Here is an 18,579-nt window from a genome sequence, read left to right on the forward strand (position 1 = left end):
ACAACTATGTCTGCCTTAAAATTCGAAACCTTACAATTGCATGCCGGCCAGGAAGTTGATCCAACAACAGGTTCACGCGCTGTGCCCATTTATCAAACTACTTCATACGTATTCAACAGTGCCGAGCATGGCGCAAACTTATTTGCATTAAAGGAGTTTGGTAATATCTATACCCGCATCATGAACCCTACTACCGATGTGTTTGAAAAACGCATTGCGGCATTAGAGGGTGGTGTTGCAGCACTGGCAACAGCCTCTGGCCAGGCGGCGCAGTTTATAGCATTAAATAACATATTGCAGGCCGGCGATAACTTTGTTACGTCACCATTTCTGTACGGCGGAACCTATAACCAGTTTAAAGTAGCATTTAAACGGCTGGGGATCGAGGTTCGCTTTGCCAAAGATGATACAGCAGCCAATATTGAGGCTCTTATTGATGACAAAACAAAGGCTATATTCCTGGAAACCATCGGTAACCCAGGCTTTACCATTGCTGATTTTGAAAAGGTGAGCGAAGTTGCCAAAAGGCATGACCTGCCATTAATTGTTGATAATACTTTTGGTGCCGGTGGTTACCTCTTCCGTCCTATTGAACATGGCGCTAACGTGGTTGTGGAGTCAACAACCAAATGGATTGGCGGGCATGGTACCAGTATTGGCGGTGTTATTATCGATGCAGGCAATTACAATTGGGGTAACGGCAAATTTCCGCAATTTACCGAACCATCCGAGGGTTACCACGGACTGATATTTAACGACGTATTCGGCATTGGCGGCCCGTTTGGCAATATCCAGTTTATTATCCGTGCCCGTGTGGAAGGCTTGAGAGATTTCGGCCCGTCGCAGGCTCCGTTTAATTCATGGTTGAATATCCAGGGACTGGAAACGTTGTCATTACGTGTGCAGCGCCATGTTGATAATGCCCTGCAACTGGCTAAATGGTTGGAGCAGCACCCACAGGTGGCAAGTGTAAATTACCCGGGACTGGAATCATCGCCATATCATGAGCTGGCTAAAAAATATTTAAAGAATGGTTTCGGTGGCGTATTGTCATTCGAGATTAAGGGAAGTAAAGAGCAGGCCAGCCGATTGATCAACAACCTGAAATTGGTTAGTCATTTGGCCAATGTTGGCGACGCAAAAACACTTATCATCCAGCCATCGGCAACTACGCATCAGCAATTATCTGATGAAGAGCAATTAGCTGCCGGTGTTACACCTGCTTCATTGCGCGTGGCTGTTGGTATTGAACATATTGATGATATTAAAGCCGATTTTGAACAGGCTTTTGCAAAAATCAAGCAAGGTGAGGGTGAGTTAGTTTAATAATGTATAGTTTTTTTAAGTGATATAGTAAACGTTATTGCAGGTTGTAGCCGGAAATACCGGTTGCACCTGAAATAACAAAACAACAGAATGAACGCAGAGATATTTAAATACACTGATACTTTTGAATTTGAATCGGGCCGTACAATTGAAGGTTTAGAAATAGGTTTTCACACTTATGGCCGGTTAAATAAGGAAAAAAATAATGTTGTTTGGGTTTGCCATGCGCTTACTGCCAACAGCGATGTATTTGACTGGTGGAAAGGGCTTATTGGCGAGGGGTATTTTTTTAACCCGGAAGAGCATTATATAGTTTGTGCCAATATTTTGGGTTCTCCTTACGGCACTACAAGTCCGTTGAGCATTAACCCGGTTACCGGTCAGCCATATTATCTTTCATATCCCCAGTTTACTACAAGGGATATGGTTAAAGCACACCAGTTGCTTGCCGAACATTTAAGCATCAATAATATCAGTGTATTAATTGGTGGTTCATTAGGTGGCCAGCAGGCTATGGAATGGGCTATCATTGAGCCGGAGCGCATCAAAAATCTTATTCTGATAGCAACTAATGCCAAGCATTCACCATGGGGCATTGCCTTTAACGAGTCGCAACGTTTGGCTATCACTACAGATCGTACCTTTTACAGCAATACGCCCGAAGGCGGTCAGAAAGGCTTAAAAGCTGCGCGCAGTATCGCGCTTTTAAGTTATCGTACTTATAAAACTTACGGCATTACCCAGCAGGAAGAAGCCGACGATGTGCAGGACAATTTCCGTTCTTCATCGTACCAAAATTACCAGGGGCAAAAGCTGGTGAACCGCTTTAACGCCTATAGTTATTGGTACCTGACCAAAGTGATGGACTCACACAATGTGGGCCGGGGCCGTCACGGTGTAGATAAAGCGTTGAGCCTCATCAAGGCAAAAACATTAGTTATCGGCATCTCGTCGGATGTGTTGTTCCCTGTTGAAGAACAGCAATACCTGTTCAGGCATATCCCAAAAGCTGCCTTTTCCGAGCTGGATTCGTTTTATGGGCACGATGGATTTTTAATTGAAACAGAAGCATTAACAAAAATATTCACATCATTTTTTAAAACCGATGTGAAAGGAAAAATTATAGAACTGCAACGTACAGCGTAATGAGTAAAAAGTTAAATATCGGCCTCTTCGGATTTGGAGTTGTTGGCCAGGGGTTATATGATATCATCAAAACAAAGCATTTAAATATCGAGATAGTAAAATTTGCTATTAAAGACCCTAATAAAAAACGTTCTTTACCGGCACATTTATTTACTACCGACAAAGAAGAACTGCTTAATAACCCGGAGATCAATACCATTGTTGAACTGATCAATGATACCGAAGCTGCTTTTGAAATTGTTTCAAGGGCTTTAAAATCTGGAAAAAACGTAGTATCTGCCAGTAAAAAAATGATCGCCCTGCATTTGGACGAACTGATCGAAATTCAGCACCAATATGGTACTTCATTACTATATGAAGGTGCGGTTTGCGGTAGTATCCCTATTATCCGCAATCTGGAAGAGTATTATGATAATGAACTACTGCATTCCATCAGCGGTATTTTCAATGGTTCATCAAACTATATCCTTTCAAAAGGCTTTATTGAAGGGCTCGATTATGATAGCGCTTTGAAGCAAGCCCAGGACCTGGGTTTTGCTGAAACCGACCCAACAAGTGATGTTGGTGGTTTTGACGCTAAATACAAGCTGGTTATTGCCGCAGCGCACGCTTATGGTGTAGTTGTACAGCCCGATGAGGTATTTAACCTGGGCATTCAGAACCTTGCAGCTGCCGATTTGCAATATGCCAGGGAAAAGAACCTCAAAATTAAACTGGTGCCTGTAGCTAAAGAGCTTGACGACCGTAACGTTGCCCTGTTTGTACTGCCTAAATTTGTAAACGACAAAGAGTTTTTATACAACGTTGAGTATGAATATAATGGAGTAACTGTACAAGCTGCCTTTGCCGATCAGCAATTCTTTTTCGGAAAGGGCGCAGGCGGTCACCCTACCGGTTCGGCTGTACTGTCGGATATTGCCGCGTTGCGCTATAACTACCAGTATGAATACAAAAAAGCTAAAGAAAAAACAGACCTTAATTTTACCAATAACATTGAATTAACCATTTACCTGCGTTATGATGACGAGGAACTGGTTGAAGCGCTGAACTTTGAGCATATCAATGAGCGTTACTATTCAGGCAACTATAAATTTGTGATAGGAAAAATCAATTTGCAAAATCTGATCGCTAATCAACATCGTATATCTGAGAGTAAGGCTTTCGTAGCCTTTGCCGATCAGCTTACGGGGGTCAGCTTAGCATCGGTAACTAAACAAACAGCTGAAGTTTTTTAATAGATTCTCGGTTGTTAATAAAAAAGGCTTCTCAAATTGGGAAGCCTTTTTACATTTAATTATTTTTCTACAGCTTATTTAGCCGGTTCCGTAGCTTCTTTGGCCGAGTTCAGGAACACGAACTGGTTATCAAACATATCTATTTTAATAACGCTGTCTTTATCAACTGTACCCGCCAGGATCTGTTTACTCAACTCGTTCAGGATCTTTTTCTGGATAACGCGTTTTAACGGGCGTGCACCAAATTGAGGATCATAACCTAACTGGGCCAACCAATCTAAGGCTTCATCGGATGCTTCGATAGTTACACCCATTTCGGCAAGCGTTTGCTGTACCTGTTTAAACTGCAGCTTAACTATATCATGAATTTCATCGCGGTTAAGCGGGGTAAACATGATGATCTCATCTATCCTGTTCAAAAACTCCGGACGGATAGTTGCCCTTAACAAATTGAACAGCTCGTTTTTGGTTTTTGCCACCAGTTCATCGCGGTTTTCGTCTTCCAGGTTTTGGAAGTTTTCCTGGATAATGTTTGAACCGATGTTGGAGGTCATGATGATGATGGTATTCTTAAAATTCACCACACGGCCTTTATTATCTGTTAAACGGCCATCATCCAGTACCTGCAACAGGATGTTAAATACATCGGGATGCGCTTTTTCAATTTCGTCCAGTAAAACCACACTGTAAGGCTTGCGACGAACGGCTTCCGTTAACTGTCCGCCTTCATCATACCCAACATAGCCCGGAGGCGCTCCTATCAGCCTTGAAACAGCATGGCGTTCCTGGTATTCACTCATATCTATTCTCACAAGCGCGCCTTCATCATTAAACAGGTATTCGGCCAGGGCCTTAGCCAGCTCGGTTTTACCTACACCGGTTGTACCTAAAAATATGAACGAACCTATTGGCCTGCGTTTATCCTGCAAACCTGCGCGGCTGCGGCGGATGGCGTCACTTATTGCTTCAATAGCTTCTTCTTGTCCTGCCACACGTTTGTGCAATTCATCTTCAAGATTGAGCAATTTCTCGCGCTCGCTCTGGATCATCTTGCTTACCGGGATGCCTGTCCAGCGGCTTACTACACCGGCAATATCATCGGCGGTAACCTCTTCCTTCAGCATGCGGCTGTCGCTTTGGTTTTCAAGGAGGGCGGCTTTCAACTTTTCAACTTCGGCCTGGGCTTCAACTATAGTTCCGTAGCGAAGTTCCGCTACCTTGCCATAATCACCTGCACGTTCGGCCTGTTCGGCTTCCAGTTTATAGTTTTCAATCAGCTCAACCTTAGTATTAATACCGTCAACAAGGTCTTTTTCGCCTTTCCATTTGGCACGTAATGAATCACGCTGTTGCGACAGGTTGGCTATTTCTTCACTTAGTTCGGCAACCTTACGGTCGTCCTTTTCTCGTTTGATAGCTTCACGCTCAATTTCAAGCTGCATGATGCGGCGTTCCAGTTCATCAACCACCTCCGGTACCGAATCCATCTCCAATCGAAGTTTTGATGCAGCTTCATCCATCAGGTCGATAGCTTTATCCGGTAAAAACCTGTCAGAAATATAGCGTTGTGACATTTCGACAGAGGCGATAATCGCTTCGTCTTTGATCCTCACTTTGTGGTGGGTTTCATAACGTTCTTTCAGTCCACGTAAAATAGATATGGCATCAGCAGCATCAGGTTCTTCAACCATCACTTTCTGGAAACGGCGTTCCAAAGCTTTATCTTTTTCAAGGTACTTCTGATATTCATTAAGGGTAGTAGCACCAATCGAACGAAGCTCGCCACGGGCCAGGGCCGGTTTCAGAATATTGGCCGCATCCATAGCGCCTTCTCCCCCGCCTGCACCTACAAGCGTATGGATCTCATCTATAAAAAGGATGATCTCTCCATCGCTTTGGGTAACCTCTTTTACAACGGCTTTCAACCGTTCTTCAAACTCTCCCTTATATTTGGCGCCCGCAATGAGTGCGCCCATATCCAACGAGTATACCACTTTGGTTTTAAGGCTCTCAGGTACATCACCTTTGATGATCCTGAAAGCGATTCCTTCGGCAATGGCAGTTTTACCAACGCCAGGCTCGCCAACCAAAATCGGGTTGTTTTTGGTACGGCGCGAAAGGATCTGGATAACCCGGCGAATTTCATCGTCGCGGCCAATAACCGGATCCAGCTTGCCCGAACCTGCATATTCGTTCAAATTGCGGGCATACTTGTTAAGGGCGTTATAGGTAGCTTCGGCGTTTTGATCAGTTACTTTGCTATCACCGCGGAGTTCAACAATGGCTTTTTTTAGGTCTTTTTCATTAACACCCGAATCTTTCAGGATGCTACTTACCGCACCACCGGCGGCTAAAATCCCTAACAGCACATGCTCAACTGATACAAATTCGTCTTTAAATTCTTTTAAATATCCCGACGCTTTTTGCAAAGCCGAATTTGCTTCAGACGAAAGGTATACGTTGCTGCCACTTACCTTGGGGAACGATGCAATTTGCGCATCTAACGTATCATTTAACCTGTTCAGGTTAACATTTAGTTTTTTTAGTAAGTAGGTAATTACGTTTTCATCAACCAGCAATAAGCCTTTAAGCAGATGCGCGGTCTCGATTGCTTGCTGTTGGTTACCAACAGCAATTTCAGATGCCTTTTGTACGGCTTCCTGAGCTTTTATGGTAAAGTTGTTAAAATTCATAGTACTCATGGTTAGTCAATTTATCGGCCATAGTATCCATAGTGAAAAATTGTCATTTTAAATTAAATCGCAATGACACTTTGCCATAATTAATAGCAATTTACGAATTACTATTAACAATAGTACGGGGCAATTTGTCGTTTAATACATTAAAAACATAATAAAAGTATGCGTCAAGTGAAGATGTTTAAAGACGCTAAATAAATCAGATGAGCTTAAAAAACACTTCACTAACAGACAGGCGTGGGCTTGCCTGTTAGTGAAATACTGCGTAATGGATAAAGATAATTGCGAGGGTGCAACTCTTGTTGTCTGTAAATGGAGGGCTATAATGTGATGAGGGCTTAGTAAGCCAGCCGCGGGTTTAATTATCCAATTTATCAACTTTAACTAAATTGCAGGTCCAGGCAAGTCCTTTTCCGCCATTTCTTCCGTCAACCATGCCACTTGTCTTCATCGTTTTTCTATCGCTGCTTAACGTATAATAATTGGCATACTGCCTTCCTTTGAGATCATATGTGGCGTTGGGCCTCGCGTCTGTAATCGTCAATACATAAATACTGTCGGATAAGACTTTAAAAGTACCACTGTGCGTAACGATCTGCACATTATTTTCTTTTGCAATGTTATAAAAGCTGCCGTCCGACGTGAATACGACTTGAGATCCCGGATTGGTTGTATCCTTCCAGAAGCCAACAAACGGTTTAATTTCTTTCTGATTAGCCCTTTCTACAGTTCTGCAGGAAAAAGTTGTTAATACAGTAACGAGAATTGCGATAGATTTAAGAGATTTCATTAATATGTGATTTTGGTTTTATGATGTGTAAATTATACTTATCCCTTTTTTAAAAAACAATCAAGGTTCATCAAAATAGGCTTATATCTTTATTGACCGAATATTTGGTAAAAGGGTTAACTATACCTTGTCACATTTCTGTTACATTATTTGAAAATATTTTTATAATTTTGTTTAACCCATAAAATTTAATTGAACACCCATTTCTTTTTTAACAGTATCCCGGTAAAATACCGGTCGCAATACCGTTTGCATTATACTTACCAAAACCTGGTGACCATAAGGGGTGCCAGTATAGTATTTTTATTGCTTAATGTAATTATCCGGATCCTTTATCTTGTATTCCCCATTAGCTTAACCAAAGCTCAAAACTTTCCCGAGTTTAATTTCAGCAACTGGGTTTTCATTATTATAACTCCCGTTTTCCTGATAGCGAGCAACCTTTTTATCGTTAGTTTCAAAAGCCATAAAAAAGCTACAACAGGCATGTCATTGCTTGTGTTTTTGTTTGCGCTTTATATTATTGTTTGCGGAATGTATTCCAGCTTTATAGCCACCTCCAATCCGAGTAATGCCCTCACCTTATATCTTGTTGCATTAAGCTTAATCAGCGTGATAATTGTTTTTGAATACTATGAAACCGTATTGCTGCTTATTGCTATTGAGCTTTTTTTTACTTCCCTGCTATTTTACAGTGAAACGCCGGCTACGGATATGTTGTATAACCAGTTGATCTCAGCTATCTTACTTTCCGGCTTTTATTTTATATCAAGGTACTTTTTTTCCTACAAAGCCAACTATTATTTTCAGCTGATAGAAATCCGCGAAAAAAACTCGGAAATTGAAAAAGCAAGCGAGTTTAAAAACCAGGTTTTGGGTATGGTTGCACATGACCTGCGTAACCCGATAGCTGCTGTTGAATCGATTGCCATGATGATGGAACTTGATGAAGTTAATGAAGAAACACAGGACAACATCAATATGATGAAGGCATCCTGCGTAAAAGCGCGGAGTATTATTGATGACTTACTGGAAGCAGCCCGAAACGAGAACATAGCGGTTATTGAAACTCAAGATATCGAGCTTAACCAATGGCTTAACAACATAGTGGGCGAATGGAAATTACAGCTGGGTAATAAAGTTAATGTACTTTTCAGCAGTTCGGTAAGTGTTGCCCATGCGCTCATAAATCACGAAAAATTTCACCGGGTTATTGATAACCTGATCAGCAATGCGGTGAAATTTTCTAAAGACCGGGATAATGTGGATGTGCGCCTGCTTAAACTAAACGATACGGTAGTTATTGAAGTTCAGGATTACGGCATGGGCATCCCTGCCAATATGCTGCCGGAAATTTTTAACCAATTTTCAAAAGCAGGCCGAGCCGGTTTACGCGGCGAAAAGTCGACCGGGCTTGGGTTGAGTATTGTACGCCAGATCATTGAAAAGCATAAAGGCACTATCAGCGTTACCAGCACCGAAGGACAGGGTTCAACGTTCAGGATCACCTTGCCGGCAGTTAATTCGTTTTAGGATATTAAATAAATCTTTGTTTATCCAAGGTAATCTTCTCAAATGACCACTTAAAAAGGGTGTCATACTGAGCCCGTCGAAGTATGGCGGGCTGGCCTCTGCACACAAGTCTTCGACAGGCTCAGACTGACAGCCCCTCTTTGGCATCTAACCTTCAAAGGCCGCGGATTTATCACTCAGCATGACGGCATAGATGCGTCATTTCACCTTCAGGCATTTATAATTTGCTATATTAAACAACCTCAATGGTCACGGTACCACCTGCCTTAAGGGCCTCAAAAATTTTCGTATTGAGTTTTGCTGTAGCTGTTGTACTATGCAGAACAGCATCAGCGCCTTTATCTTCACCTGGGAGAAGGCAACCGTCGGTGTCCCTGGCAAAATTGCCAACATGGATCTCAATTCCGGCGAAACCGGGTACATTCTCTAATAATGGCAGGTTTTCGTTGTGTTTGGGGCTGAAAAATTTGACTACATTATAAGTTCCTGTAGGGATGGCTGTTTGCGTTTTAATTTTTATTGATGCAATTTGGGCAAGGCTCATACCGCTATTTAGCCCTCTATCTACGTCCTCCAGCATAAAACATTCGAAGGCGCCATTTATTGATAGTTCGCCAATGGTTGATTGTTTGGTTTTGATTTTTCTTTCGAGTTTTAAGTTTAGGTTCATGATACCGGTTTTTAATTGCTAATATTAACAATTAAAATACTAACTATCAATAGTTTGTATTGATAAAAGTAAATTTATCTTTGAAGATTATTCTTCCTTTAATTTATAAAACCTGCTGTCAAAATTAACCAAAAATAATTCGGTGGTAGCTCGGGTGAGCGCGGTATAAAACCACCGCAGAAAATCCATATTGATCATTTCATCGGTTACATAGCCCTGATCGACAAAAACAGCATCCCATTGGCCGCCCTGGGCTTTATGGCAGGTAATGGCATAGGCAAATTTTATTTGCAAGGCATTGTAATAAGGATTGAGCTTTAGCTCATTGTGCATGGCCCGTTTATTAGGTAAATGTTCATAATCCTTCATTACTTCCTGGTAAAACCGTTTCTGATCGTCCTGACTTAACGCGGGCGAATCAGCATAGAGCGTATCAAGCAAAACCTTACAATCAAGGGTTGGGTCTTCGGCATAGTCAATAAATTCCAGCTGCACATCGGCAAAACGAAAACCATACATCTCTTCGGTGCGGCGTACTTTTACTATGCGGGCAATATCGCCGTTGGCAATAAACGCGGTACTGTTCTCATCCTTATCCTGCAGCCAAAAGTAATTGTTCTTCACTATCATGATCTGATCGCCGCCGGTAAGCTCCTCCTCCCGGTATAAAATGCGGTTTCGAATTTGCCCGTTGTACAAATTGGCATTTTTGTTTGAGCGGCAAATGATAAGTGTACGGTCATAGCCGTATTTGCGATAGGCATATTCCAAACCTTCGGGCAATCGCTCGCCGGTCATCCTGAAAACATCTTTAAACCCCTTGGTAACAATTTTAGGGATCTCGATGATCTCCTCGCGGATCAGATCTCGGATATTAGTGGCATTATATAAGATACCCGAATCCTTTTGCTGGCGCAAAACCTCGGTAAGTTCATAACTGAATATCGACAGGCCAAATTTATCACCCATAAGCTGCACATCAAGCGCGGGGCTATCGTCGGCCCCCACAGGCGGTAACTGCGCGGTATCGCCTACCAGTATCAGCTTGCAGTTTTTATCATTATAAACATATCTCAGCAAATCAAACAATAACGACACGTGATTGCTGCCCATGGCCTCATCCGAGATCATGGAGGCCTCATCAACAATAAAAAGCGTATCGCTGGCCAGGTTATCAGCAAGGGCAAAACCATCATCGATAGTTAAGGCCGATTTTTTACGGTAGATGCGCTTATGAATTGTAAAGGCTTTGCGCCCGGAATAATTGGTAATGACCTTGGCGGCGCGGCCTGTTGGGGCCAACAGCACGGCTTTATAATTATAATGCCTCAACGCTTTTACAAGCGCGCCCACAATGGTTGTTTTCCCGGTGCCGGCATAGCCTTTCAGAATAAAGCATTCGTCACCTTCGGTACTTTTTAAAAAAGCATGCAGTTTGCTAAAAAGCTCTGTTTGCTGGCCTGTTGGCTCATGCGGGAATGACTGGCGGATATGATCGGGACTTGACACCCTGCAAAAATGATGATAAGTAATTTAATTCAGTAAGATTAGTTTTACATTTGACCCATGGAATTTGACGAACACAAAGAGGAAGAAAAATACAGCGAAGACGATTATGTAGATATTTACTCCAAAAGGGCGATATTTTGGTTTTCGTTTTTTAACCTGATATTTGGCGGTGTACTGCTGGTTATCAATTTATACAATGCAGGTTACAGAAAGGCGGTTCCGGCGGTGCTGGCCTTTGTATTATTTTTTTCCTATCTCTCCTACTTTGTTATCATGCATTCGGGCGTTAACCTGCAACAGGTTGTTGATGCTATGAATGTAACGGCTAAAGGCGGCCAGCCAACACCGGCGCAGGTTACAGCAATGCTTTCGGTAGCAGGCCTTAACATAGGTTTTGGCCTGATTGGAGCATTAATTCTAAGCCAGTTTTTTTTCAGGAGATATTTTCCGGATAACGATTACTATCCTAAGCCTGTAGGCTTACCAATTTTGATATTTATCATCCTGATGATATTAACCCGCATTTTATAACAGCATACCAATTTGGGCTGCGGTAATTACTGTATCTGCCAAAAAATATTACTTTTGTTAAAACCGGTATGAACGAACACAATTATACTTACCACGATGATAACTTTAGTTTAGATAAAACTGAGGATTATACTTTATTAATACAGGTTGAAGACAAATCGTTTTCGTACGCTATAAGTACTAACGGCAAGCTAATAGCCTGGGCCGAAAATTACCCATTTGATGAGCTAAGCGATCCGCAGGAATTGCTTGACCTGCTGTCGGCCAAATACGAGCAAATGATTATCGGTTTACCTGCTCATAGCTTTACGCTGGTGCCGGCAGAATTGTTTAGCGGTGAGCGCCTGCCAAACCTGGCCCGTTTCCTGGATGTGAAAGCCGACAGCAAAGTTATAGCCCAGGTATTAGACAAAGAAAATATCATCGTATACAATACCAGCGAAGCCATTGTGAGTACCGCGGAAGAATTTGGCATCCGTAATACCGTTTTTACATCAAAAGGCTGGTTAACCGCCATTGCCCAAAACAATCCCGGCACCGATTGCCTTTACCTCAATATTGAAAAGAAAAAGGTGGAGATAGCTCATTTTGCGTCCGGCAAACTGCGTTTCTATAACTCATTTGATTTCATTGGCGATGATGAACTGGTTTACTTTGCCGTGCTGGTTGCCAATGAACTTAACCTCGAAGCTAAATACACCAGCTTATATGTAAGCGGTAACATTGATGCCGACAGTAAAGGACTAAGTCGCCTGGCCGAATTTTTCAAAGCGGCCGAAGTCAATAATTTACAGGTATTACAATTACCCGCGGAGGTTGTGGCTCACAGGGTGTTATCAATAGCGGCTCTTTCATTATGCGCATTATCGGAGGCAGTTTAAAAGGCTTAAGGCTTAATCCGCCAAAAAATCTTCCTGTTCGTCCTACAACCGATTTGGCAAAAGAAGCTTTATTTAATATTCTGCTTAACCAAATTGAGTTTGAAGGCATTAAAGTGCTTGACCTGTTTAGCGGAACCGGTAACATCTCGCTTGAATTTGCTTCCCGCGGAGCTTCGGAAGTTATATCTGTCGACAGGAGTATTCATTGCGTTAATTATCTTAAAGATACCTCGCGGCAGCATAAGCTTACGCAAATAAAAACTTACCGCGAAGATGTATTCAAATACCTGAATATTGAAACGGAACAATACGATCTGATATTTGCCGACCCGCCCTATGACCTGAACATGATCCCCGATTTGCCAAAAGTTATTTTTGAAAAGGACCTGCTTAAACCTGATGGCCTGTTGATTGTTGAACACCAGTCCCTGCAAAATTTGAGTAATCATCCCGCTTTTGTTGAACAAAGAAAATACGGGCATTCGTCATTTTCGTTTTTCAGACCGGTTTAGATACCTGCCTTTAAAATAACTACCCCGCTTTCTTTAAAGCCCTTTAACCGCTCAGGATCTGCATCGGTAATGATCGCGTTGATTATATCTAAGCCTGCAAAATTAAGGTAGGTTTCCTTACTTATTTTGCTGGCATCACACAGAATATAAGTAAATGCGCTGCTTGCAGCGAAAGCTGTTGTAATGGATGCTTCATGTTCACTATTGGCGAACAATCCTGCTTCCGAAATACCGTCAACACCCAAAAAAGCTTTGGTTGCCCTATACTTTTGAATATGCTCAATAGCTGTAGTTCCATGTACAGCCTGTCGCTCTTTATCCAGCTCCCCTCCTATTATATTAACACTCACAGCGCTATCCTGAAGCTCATATACTACAGGTAATGAATTTGTTATCACCTTTATTTTCTTGTTTTTAATGAACTGGCATAACCTAAAAACAGTACTCCCGCAATCCATAAAAATAATATCCCCGTCAGTGATTTGTGATGCGGCCCTGCGGCAAATGGCATCTTTAACAGCTGCGTTTTGAGCGCTTTTATTCACAAAGCTATGAGGCTTTTCGTGGGGATTAACTTTTGTTGCTCCTCCATGAGTACGGTAAAGCAATCCATCGGCTGCTAACTGGTTCAGGTCGCGGCGTGCTGTAATTTCTGAAATGTTCAGTTCGGTAGCCAATTGCTTTATATCAACCTCTCCCCTTTGACTGAGCTGCTCAATTATTTTTTGTTTTCTTTTTGGAAAGTTCATTTTATTAACCTTATTTTCGTTCAAAAATAATCAATATTAATCATAAACGATCAAATAAAAATGAGTCAGATCAAAATTCTTAATACCGATATTTTATCAGATAACTGGTACGTCCTTAAAAAAGTGACTTACGAGGTTACGGGAAAAGACGGTAATACCGCTGTGCAAAGCCGTGAAGCTTATGACCGCGGCAATGGCGCAACCATTTTGCTTTATAATAAAGCACAGTCATCTGTAATATTAACCAGGCAATTCAGGCTGCCAACTTATATCAACGGAAACCCCGACGGCATGCTGATTGAATGTTGTGCCGGCTTGCTTGATAAGGATAATCCGGAAGATTGCATCCGTAAGGAAACTGAGGAAGAAACCGGCTATAAAATAACTGATGTTAAAAAGGTTTTTGAAGCTTATATGTCGCCGGGCTCTGTTACCGAAATCCTTTACTTTTTTGTTGCCGAATATGCCAAAGAAATGAAAGTTAGTGACGGCGGGGGCTCGCCCACGAAAATGAAAATATTGAAGTTTTAGAGCTGCCATTCAGTGGAGCCCTGCAAATGGTAAAAACCGGGGAAATAAAAGATGGCAAAACAATTATGCTTTTACAGTATGCTCAATTAGCTTCGCTGGTTTAGGTTGTTTTAGTGATCAAATGAATGGTTCAACTTGTCAGATATAAAGCCGCTCATTAAATAATGCCGATAAAAGGCAAAAAACAACCGTTCATTTAAACAACCCAATCAACTATTCATTAATTTTACTGCATGAAGACAGCCCTTTTTCCAGGTTCATTTGATCCGCTTACTAAAGCTCATGTTGATATTGTGAAACGATCTGTCGAGCTTTTTGACAAGCTTTACATAGGTGTCGGCGTGAACAGCAGTAAAAAGGGGTTGCTGAGTGTTGAACAGCGCGAACAAATGATCAGGGCGGTTTTTGAGCATGATGAACGGATCCATGTGATAGCCTATGAAGGCCTTACTGTCGATTTTTGCAAAAGCATAGGCGCCGCTTACATGATCAGGGGCATCCGTACCGTATCAGACTTTGAGTATGAAAAAGCGATTGCCCAGATGAACCATTCGCTGGCACCCGACATCGAAAGCATATTTATTGTAAGCAAACCAGGCTATTCATCCATCAGTTCAACCATTGTGCGCGAAATTATCCGCTATAATGGCGATGTAAGCCAGTTTATTCCGAAAGAGGCATTACCTTATTTGTAACCAGCTTTTCCTTATGCAACACATCCATAATAGATGGAAAGGTGTTTTCAATTATCGGTTCAATATGATGGTGTTCAAACCAGCGCACATCGGTAATACCCTCTTCTTTTTGAGGTTTTAGCTTTTCTTTACCCTTACTTGTCATGGCAAACCAATGCGTTTTCTTAAGCACTACCTCGCCGCGGTTCACATATACATGGTATGTTTTACAAATTTTTTCTCCCAGTTCGCTCACTTTTATACCGCACTCTTCCTCTACCTCGCGCACTGCCGCTTCTTTCACTTTTTCCTCTTTTTCTATTTTGCCTTTGGGCAGGTCCCATTTATCATTACGATAAATGAATAAATATTGCCCCTTAGTGTTCATAACCAGGCCCCCTGCCGCTTCAATAAGTGTAATATTCTTTTTAACAGCTTTAAGATACACCTTAGCGTTTGCTGTTTTTATGTAGAACAATTTGTTAGGATTAGCGAGGATCCACGTATATATAATTTTAAGGTCAAAGGTCTCTGCATCAAGCCTTTCAAAATTATCTGCATGCTTTGGTTCAGATTCTGTGAGCAGGATAACCTTTTCGTTAATATAAATTCTGTATTTTTGAGCCATGTTTACTAATAATGAGATCGAACAACAAGTAGCCGAATTCCTGCTGCAAATTAAAGCAATTAAATTACAACCCAATAATCCTTTTACATGGGCATCGGGCTGGAAATCTCCAATTTACTGCGATAACCGCGTTACACTTTCTCATCCAACTATCCGCACTTACATCAGGCAGCAATTAGTGGCAGCCATACAGGATAAATTCGGGTCGGTTGGCTGCATTGCAGGTGTGGCAACTGCAGGTATACCGCAAGGTGCATTAGTAGCCCAGGAATTAGGCCTTCCATTTATCTATGTACGTTCAAAACCTAAGGAGCATGGTACAGGCAGCATGATTGAGGGCGATGCCGCTACTACATCAGGCAAGCGGGTTGTGGTTATCGAAGATCTGCTTTCAACCGGTAAAAGCAGCTTGCAGGCCGTTGAAGCGTTGCGTGCCGCAGGTTATGACGTTGCGGGCCTGGCGGCGATATTTACTTATAGCTTTGATATTGCCGACGAAAACTTTAAACAGGCCAACTGCCCATACGTAACCCTGTCAAATTACAACGCGCTTATTAAATACGCGGAAGAACATCAATTCATTAATGAAAAAGATGTAAACCTGCTCAGGCAGTGGCGCGAAAACCCATCAACCTGGGGCGAAATGGCTGCAAGTTAAGACCGTTGATTTTTTTGATTTCGATGATTGCGCTGATTTTTAGATTGTTCGTCAGCGTAATTTGTCTCAAATCTAATATCTCAAATCTATCCATGAATACATTTACCAGTACCATAAGTATTAATAAGCCTTTAACGGAGGTTTACGATTTCCTGGCCGATTTTAATAATCACCGGCAACTGATGCCTGATAATATCCAGGAATGGACATCCACCCGGGATGAAGCCCGTTTCACTATCCAGAATATGGCCAAACTTGCTTTGAAAATTGAAGAGCGTGTGCCAAGCCAGCTGATAAGGATTATACCTGCCGAGAAACCGCCGTTTAACCTGGAACTAAAATGGTCGTTATCTTTCAATAACGACCACACTGATATTTTATTCACCATTGGCGCAGAGCTTAGCATGATGATGAAAATGCTGGCATCAGGTCCACTTCAAAAATTGGCCGACCATGAAACACAAAGCTTATTTAATATTTTAAACCAAGCTTAGGGCGTTGCTTTAAAGCTTATAATTAATATATTTTTAATATACTTTGCGCTTTTGTGTATTGTTGATGGCTATTACCACATTGATGATAATTAAACCTATAATTAATGCTCCCATGACCATTGTTTAATAATTTAAATAAATTTTTATACTGCATGTTAGTCAAAGGCTGTACCATTATATTATAACTGGTTAGATATAGCGATTAAACGTATTAAATATACTTTTAGTTTACACTCCATTATCATTTCTGTGTAATTGTGTACCCATGGATTTAATTTATGGGGAAAAATTGCTGCTCAAAAAATCCCCATCCATAATATCAGCACCATTTATCGTTAAAATGAAGATTTTACAGTACTTTTGCGCCAAATTAGAGGTGCAGCATGATCACGGTATCCAATCTTTCTTTACGTTACGGTAAGCGTACTTTGTTTGAAGACGTAAACCTGAAATTTACACAGGGCAACTGTTATGGCATTATTGGCGCCAATGGCGCGGGTAAGTCCACATTCCTAAAAATTCTTTCGGGCGATATTGACCCAACCAACGGCTCGGTTAGCTTTACTCCCGGCGAACGCATGGCTGTTTTGAGCCAAAACCACTATGCCTTTGACGAATTCACAGTTATCGAAACGGTGATGATGGGCCATAAGGAAATGTACGCCGTAATGAAGGAGAAAGACGCTATTTATCTTAAAGAAGATTTTAGCGATGCCGATGGCGAACGCGCGGGTGAACTGGAAAACCTTTTTGCCGAAATGGACGGCTGGAATGCCGAAAGCAATGCCGCTACCCTGCTCAGCAACCTCGGTATTAAAGAAGAATTCCACTATCAACTGGTTAAAGACCTTGATAACACTCAAAAAGTACGTGTTTTATTAGCCCAGGCACTTTTTGGCAAACCAGATATCCTGCTGCTGGATGAGCCTACCAACGATTTGGACATCCACACCATTAGCTGGCTGGAAGACTTCCTTGCATCATATGAAGCTATTGTGTTGGTAGTATCACACGACAGGCACTTCCTGGATACTGTGTGTACCCACGTAGTAGATATTGATTTTGGTAAAATGACCATTTATACCGGCAACTATACCTTCTGGTACGAATCGAGCCAATTGGCCCTTAAACAACGTGCCGAACAAAACAAGAAAGCCGAAGATAAAGTTAAAGAGCTCCAGGAGTTTATCCGCAGGTTTAGTGCCAACGCGTCCAAATCAAAACAGGCAACAAGCCGTAAAAAAGCATTGGATAAAATCAACCTGGATGAAATTCAGCCGTCAAACCGTAAATATCCGGGTATTATATTCAACAACCTGGGCCGTGAAGCCGGCGATCAGATCCTGACCGTTGAAAACCTGGGCAAAACCCTTAATGGTGAGGTGCTGTTCAATAATATCACCTTCACTGTAAACAAAGGCGATAAAATTTCTATCTTGTCGCAAAACAGTTTGGCAACTACCGCTTTCTATAATATTTTAACAGGTCGCGATAAAGATTTTACAGGCACCTTTAAATGGGGTGTGACAATTAACGCGGCTGATATCCCCAACGACAGTAGCGAATACTTCGACGGCAAAAACGACAACCTGATTGATTGGCTGCGCGAATACTCGCCCGGCGAAAAAGACGATCAATTTATCCGCGGCTTCTTAGGCCGGATGCTGTTTTCGGGCGAAGAAGTTATGAAAAAATGCAGTGTACTATCTGGTGGCGAAAAAATGCGCTGCATGTTTAGCCGTATGATGTTGCAGCAAGCCAACCTGCTGATGTTTGATGAACCAACCAACCACCTCGACCTGGAATCGATCACAGCGCTTAATAATGGTATGAAAGATTTCCGCGGCACAATCCTGTTCACCTCACGGGATCATGAACTGGTTGAAACGGTAGCCAATCGGATTATTGAGTTAACACCAGGTGGTTACATTGATAAACTCATGACTTATGATGAATACATTAACAGCCCTGTAGTGCAAAAACAACAGGAAGATTTATACGCTGCTGTATAAT

The 18,579-nt window shown here is 41.9% G+C and carries 18 protein-coding genes; 12 read left to right on the plus strand and 6 right to left on the minus strand.

Annotated features, from left to right (window positions below; all coding sequences use genetic code 11):
• Window positions 1-6 precede the first annotated feature (6 nt).
• From DIU38_RS10655 to DIU38_RS10665, 3 genes are all read left to right on the plus strand, one after another.
• Complete coding sequence (locus tag DIU38_RS10655) at window positions 7-1,326, plus strand: O-acetylhomoserine aminocarboxypropyltransferase/cysteine synthase family protein (RefSeq protein ID WP_112657180.1); 1,320 nt, start codon at window positions 7-9, stop codon at window positions 1,324-1,326.
• A gap of 90 nt (window positions 1,327-1,416) precedes the next feature.
• Complete coding sequence (locus DIU38_RS10660) at window positions 1,417-2,472, plus strand: homoserine O-acetyltransferase family protein (protein ID WP_112657182.1); 1,056 nt, start codon at window positions 1,417-1,419, stop codon at window positions 2,470-2,472.
• Window positions 2,472-3,707 (plus strand): homoserine dehydrogenase, encoded by a 1,236-nt coding sequence (locus tag DIU38_RS10665; protein ID WP_090525929.1) that lies wholly within the window; start codon window positions 2,472-2,474, stop codon window positions 3,705-3,707. The genes DIU38_RS10660 and DIU38_RS10665 overlap by 1 nt, the downstream gene beginning before the upstream one ends.
• 74 nt (window positions 3,708-3,781) lie before the next feature.
• Here DIU38_RS10665 and clpB read toward each other — a convergent pair whose 3' ends face one another.
• Together clpB and DIU38_RS10675 are read right to left on the minus strand one after the other, a co-directional pair.
• On the minus strand, window positions 3,782-6,400 hold the full coding sequence (gene clpB, locus DIU38_RS10670; protein ID WP_090525930.1) for an ATP-dependent chaperone ClpB: 2,619 nt from the start codon (window positions 6,398-6,400) through the stop codon (window positions 3,782-3,784).
• A gap of 364 nt (window positions 6,401-6,764) precedes the next feature.
• On the minus strand, window positions 6,765-7,196 hold the full coding sequence (locus DIU38_RS10675) for a hypothetical protein (RefSeq protein WP_112657184.1): 432 nt from the start codon (window positions 7,194-7,196) through the stop codon (window positions 6,765-6,767).
• A gap of 192 nt (window positions 7,197-7,388) precedes the next feature.
• Here DIU38_RS10675 and DIU38_RS10680 point away from each other — a divergent pair, with 192 nt between their 5' ends.
• Window positions 7,389-8,729 carry a sensor histidine kinase gene (locus DIU38_RS10680; RefSeq protein WP_112657186.1) on the plus strand — a complete coding sequence of 447 codons (1,341 nt, stop codon included), beginning with the start codon at window positions 7,389-7,391 and terminating at the stop codon, window positions 8,727-8,729.
• Window positions 8,730-8,961: 232 nt separating this feature from the next.
• On the opposite strand, the gene DIU38_RS10685 is transcribed toward DIU38_RS10680, so the two are convergent.
• Window positions 8,962-9,399, minus strand: a complete 438-nt coding sequence (locus DIU38_RS10685; protein WP_112657188.1) for a DUF5675 family protein — start codon at window positions 9,397-9,399, stop codon at window positions 8,962-8,964.
• Window positions 9,400-9,486: 87 nt separating this feature from the next.
• Window positions 9,487-10,908, minus strand: a complete 1,422-nt coding sequence (locus DIU38_RS10690) for an ATP-dependent DNA helicase (RefSeq protein ID WP_112657190.1) — start codon at window positions 10,906-10,908, stop codon at window positions 9,487-9,489.
• Between the two features lie 57 nt (window positions 10,909-10,965).
• Here DIU38_RS10690 and DIU38_RS10695 point away from each other — a divergent pair, with 57 nt between their 5' ends.
• The 3 genes from DIU38_RS10695 (at window position 10,966) to rsmD (ending at window position 12,832) form a co-directional block, all read left to right on the plus strand.
• Window positions 10,966-11,439 carry a hypothetical protein gene (locus DIU38_RS10695; RefSeq protein WP_112657191.1) on the plus strand — a complete coding sequence of 158 codons (474 nt, stop codon included), beginning with the start codon at window positions 10,966-10,968 and terminating at the stop codon, window positions 11,437-11,439.
• Between the two features lie 68 nt (window positions 11,440-11,507).
• Window positions 11,508-12,320, plus strand: a complete 813-nt coding sequence (locus DIU38_RS10700) for a DUF3822 family protein (RefSeq protein ID WP_112657193.1) — start codon at window positions 11,508-11,510, stop codon at window positions 12,318-12,320.
• The gene (gene rsmD / locus DIU38_RS10705) at window positions 12,296-12,832 is read left to right on the plus strand and encodes a 16S rRNA (guanine(966)-N(2))-methyltransferase RsmD (protein WP_112657195.1); all 537 of its coding nucleotides are present in this window, start codon (window positions 12,296-12,298) and stop codon (window positions 12,830-12,832) included. The genes DIU38_RS10700 and rsmD overlap by 25 nt, the downstream gene beginning before the upstream one ends.
• Here the strand turns inward: rsmD and DIU38_RS10710 are convergent.
• Window positions 12,829-13,581 (minus strand): DeoR/GlpR family DNA-binding transcription regulator, encoded by a 753-nt coding sequence (locus tag DIU38_RS10710; RefSeq protein ID WP_112657245.1) that lies wholly within the window; start codon window positions 13,579-13,581, stop codon window positions 12,829-12,831. The two genes, rsmD and DIU38_RS10710, sit on opposite strands and share 4 nt — an antisense overlap.
• A 60-nt stretch (window positions 13,582-13,641) precedes the next feature.
• On the opposite strand from DIU38_RS10710, the gene DIU38_RS10715 reads away from it, so the two are divergent.
• Together DIU38_RS10715 and coaD are read left to right on the plus strand one after the other, a co-directional pair.
• Window positions 13,642-14,112, plus strand: coding sequence for an NUDIX domain-containing protein (locus tag DIU38_RS10715; RefSeq protein ID WP_244311281.1), 471 nt, complete (start codon window positions 13,642-13,644; stop codon window positions 14,110-14,112).
• A 233-nt stretch (window positions 14,113-14,345) separates the two neighbouring features.
• Complete coding sequence (gene coaD / locus DIU38_RS10720; protein WP_112657199.1) at window positions 14,346-14,807, plus strand: pantetheine-phosphate adenylyltransferase; 462 nt, start codon at window positions 14,346-14,348, stop codon at window positions 14,805-14,807.
• Here the strand turns inward: coaD and DIU38_RS10725 are convergent.
• The gene (locus DIU38_RS10725; RefSeq protein WP_112657201.1) at window positions 14,776-15,414 is read right to left on the minus strand and encodes an NUDIX domain-containing protein; all 639 of its coding nucleotides are present in this window, start codon (window positions 15,412-15,414) and stop codon (window positions 14,776-14,778) included. The genes coaD and DIU38_RS10725 overlap by 32 nt on opposite strands.
• Here DIU38_RS10725 and pyrE point away from each other — a divergent pair.
• The 3 genes from pyrE to DIU38_RS10740 all read left to right on the plus strand — a co-directional run bounded on the left by pyrE (window position 15,413) and on the right by DIU38_RS10740 (window position 18,578).
• The gene (gene pyrE / locus DIU38_RS10730; protein WP_112657203.1) at window positions 15,413-16,072 is read left to right on the plus strand and encodes an orotate phosphoribosyltransferase; all 660 of its coding nucleotides are present in this window, start codon (window positions 15,413-15,415) and stop codon (window positions 16,070-16,072) included. The genes DIU38_RS10725 and pyrE overlap by 2 nt on opposite strands.
• A gap of 92 nt (window positions 16,073-16,164) precedes the next feature.
• Window positions 16,165-16,566, plus strand: coding sequence for an SRPBCC family protein (locus DIU38_RS10735; RefSeq protein WP_112657205.1), 402 nt, complete (start codon window positions 16,165-16,167; stop codon window positions 16,564-16,566).
• A gap of 383 nt (window positions 16,567-16,949) precedes the next feature.
• Window positions 16,950-18,578, plus strand: coding sequence for an ABC-F family ATP-binding cassette domain-containing protein (locus DIU38_RS10740; protein ID WP_112657207.1), 1,629 nt, complete (start codon window positions 16,950-16,952; stop codon window positions 18,576-18,578).
• Window position 18,579: the final 1 nt, after the last annotated feature.

The sequence above is a fragment of the Mucilaginibacter metallidurans genome (assembly GCF_003286435.2).
GTDB lineage: Bacteria > Bacteroidota > Bacteroidia > Sphingobacteriales > Sphingobacteriaceae > Mucilaginibacter > Mucilaginibacter gossypii.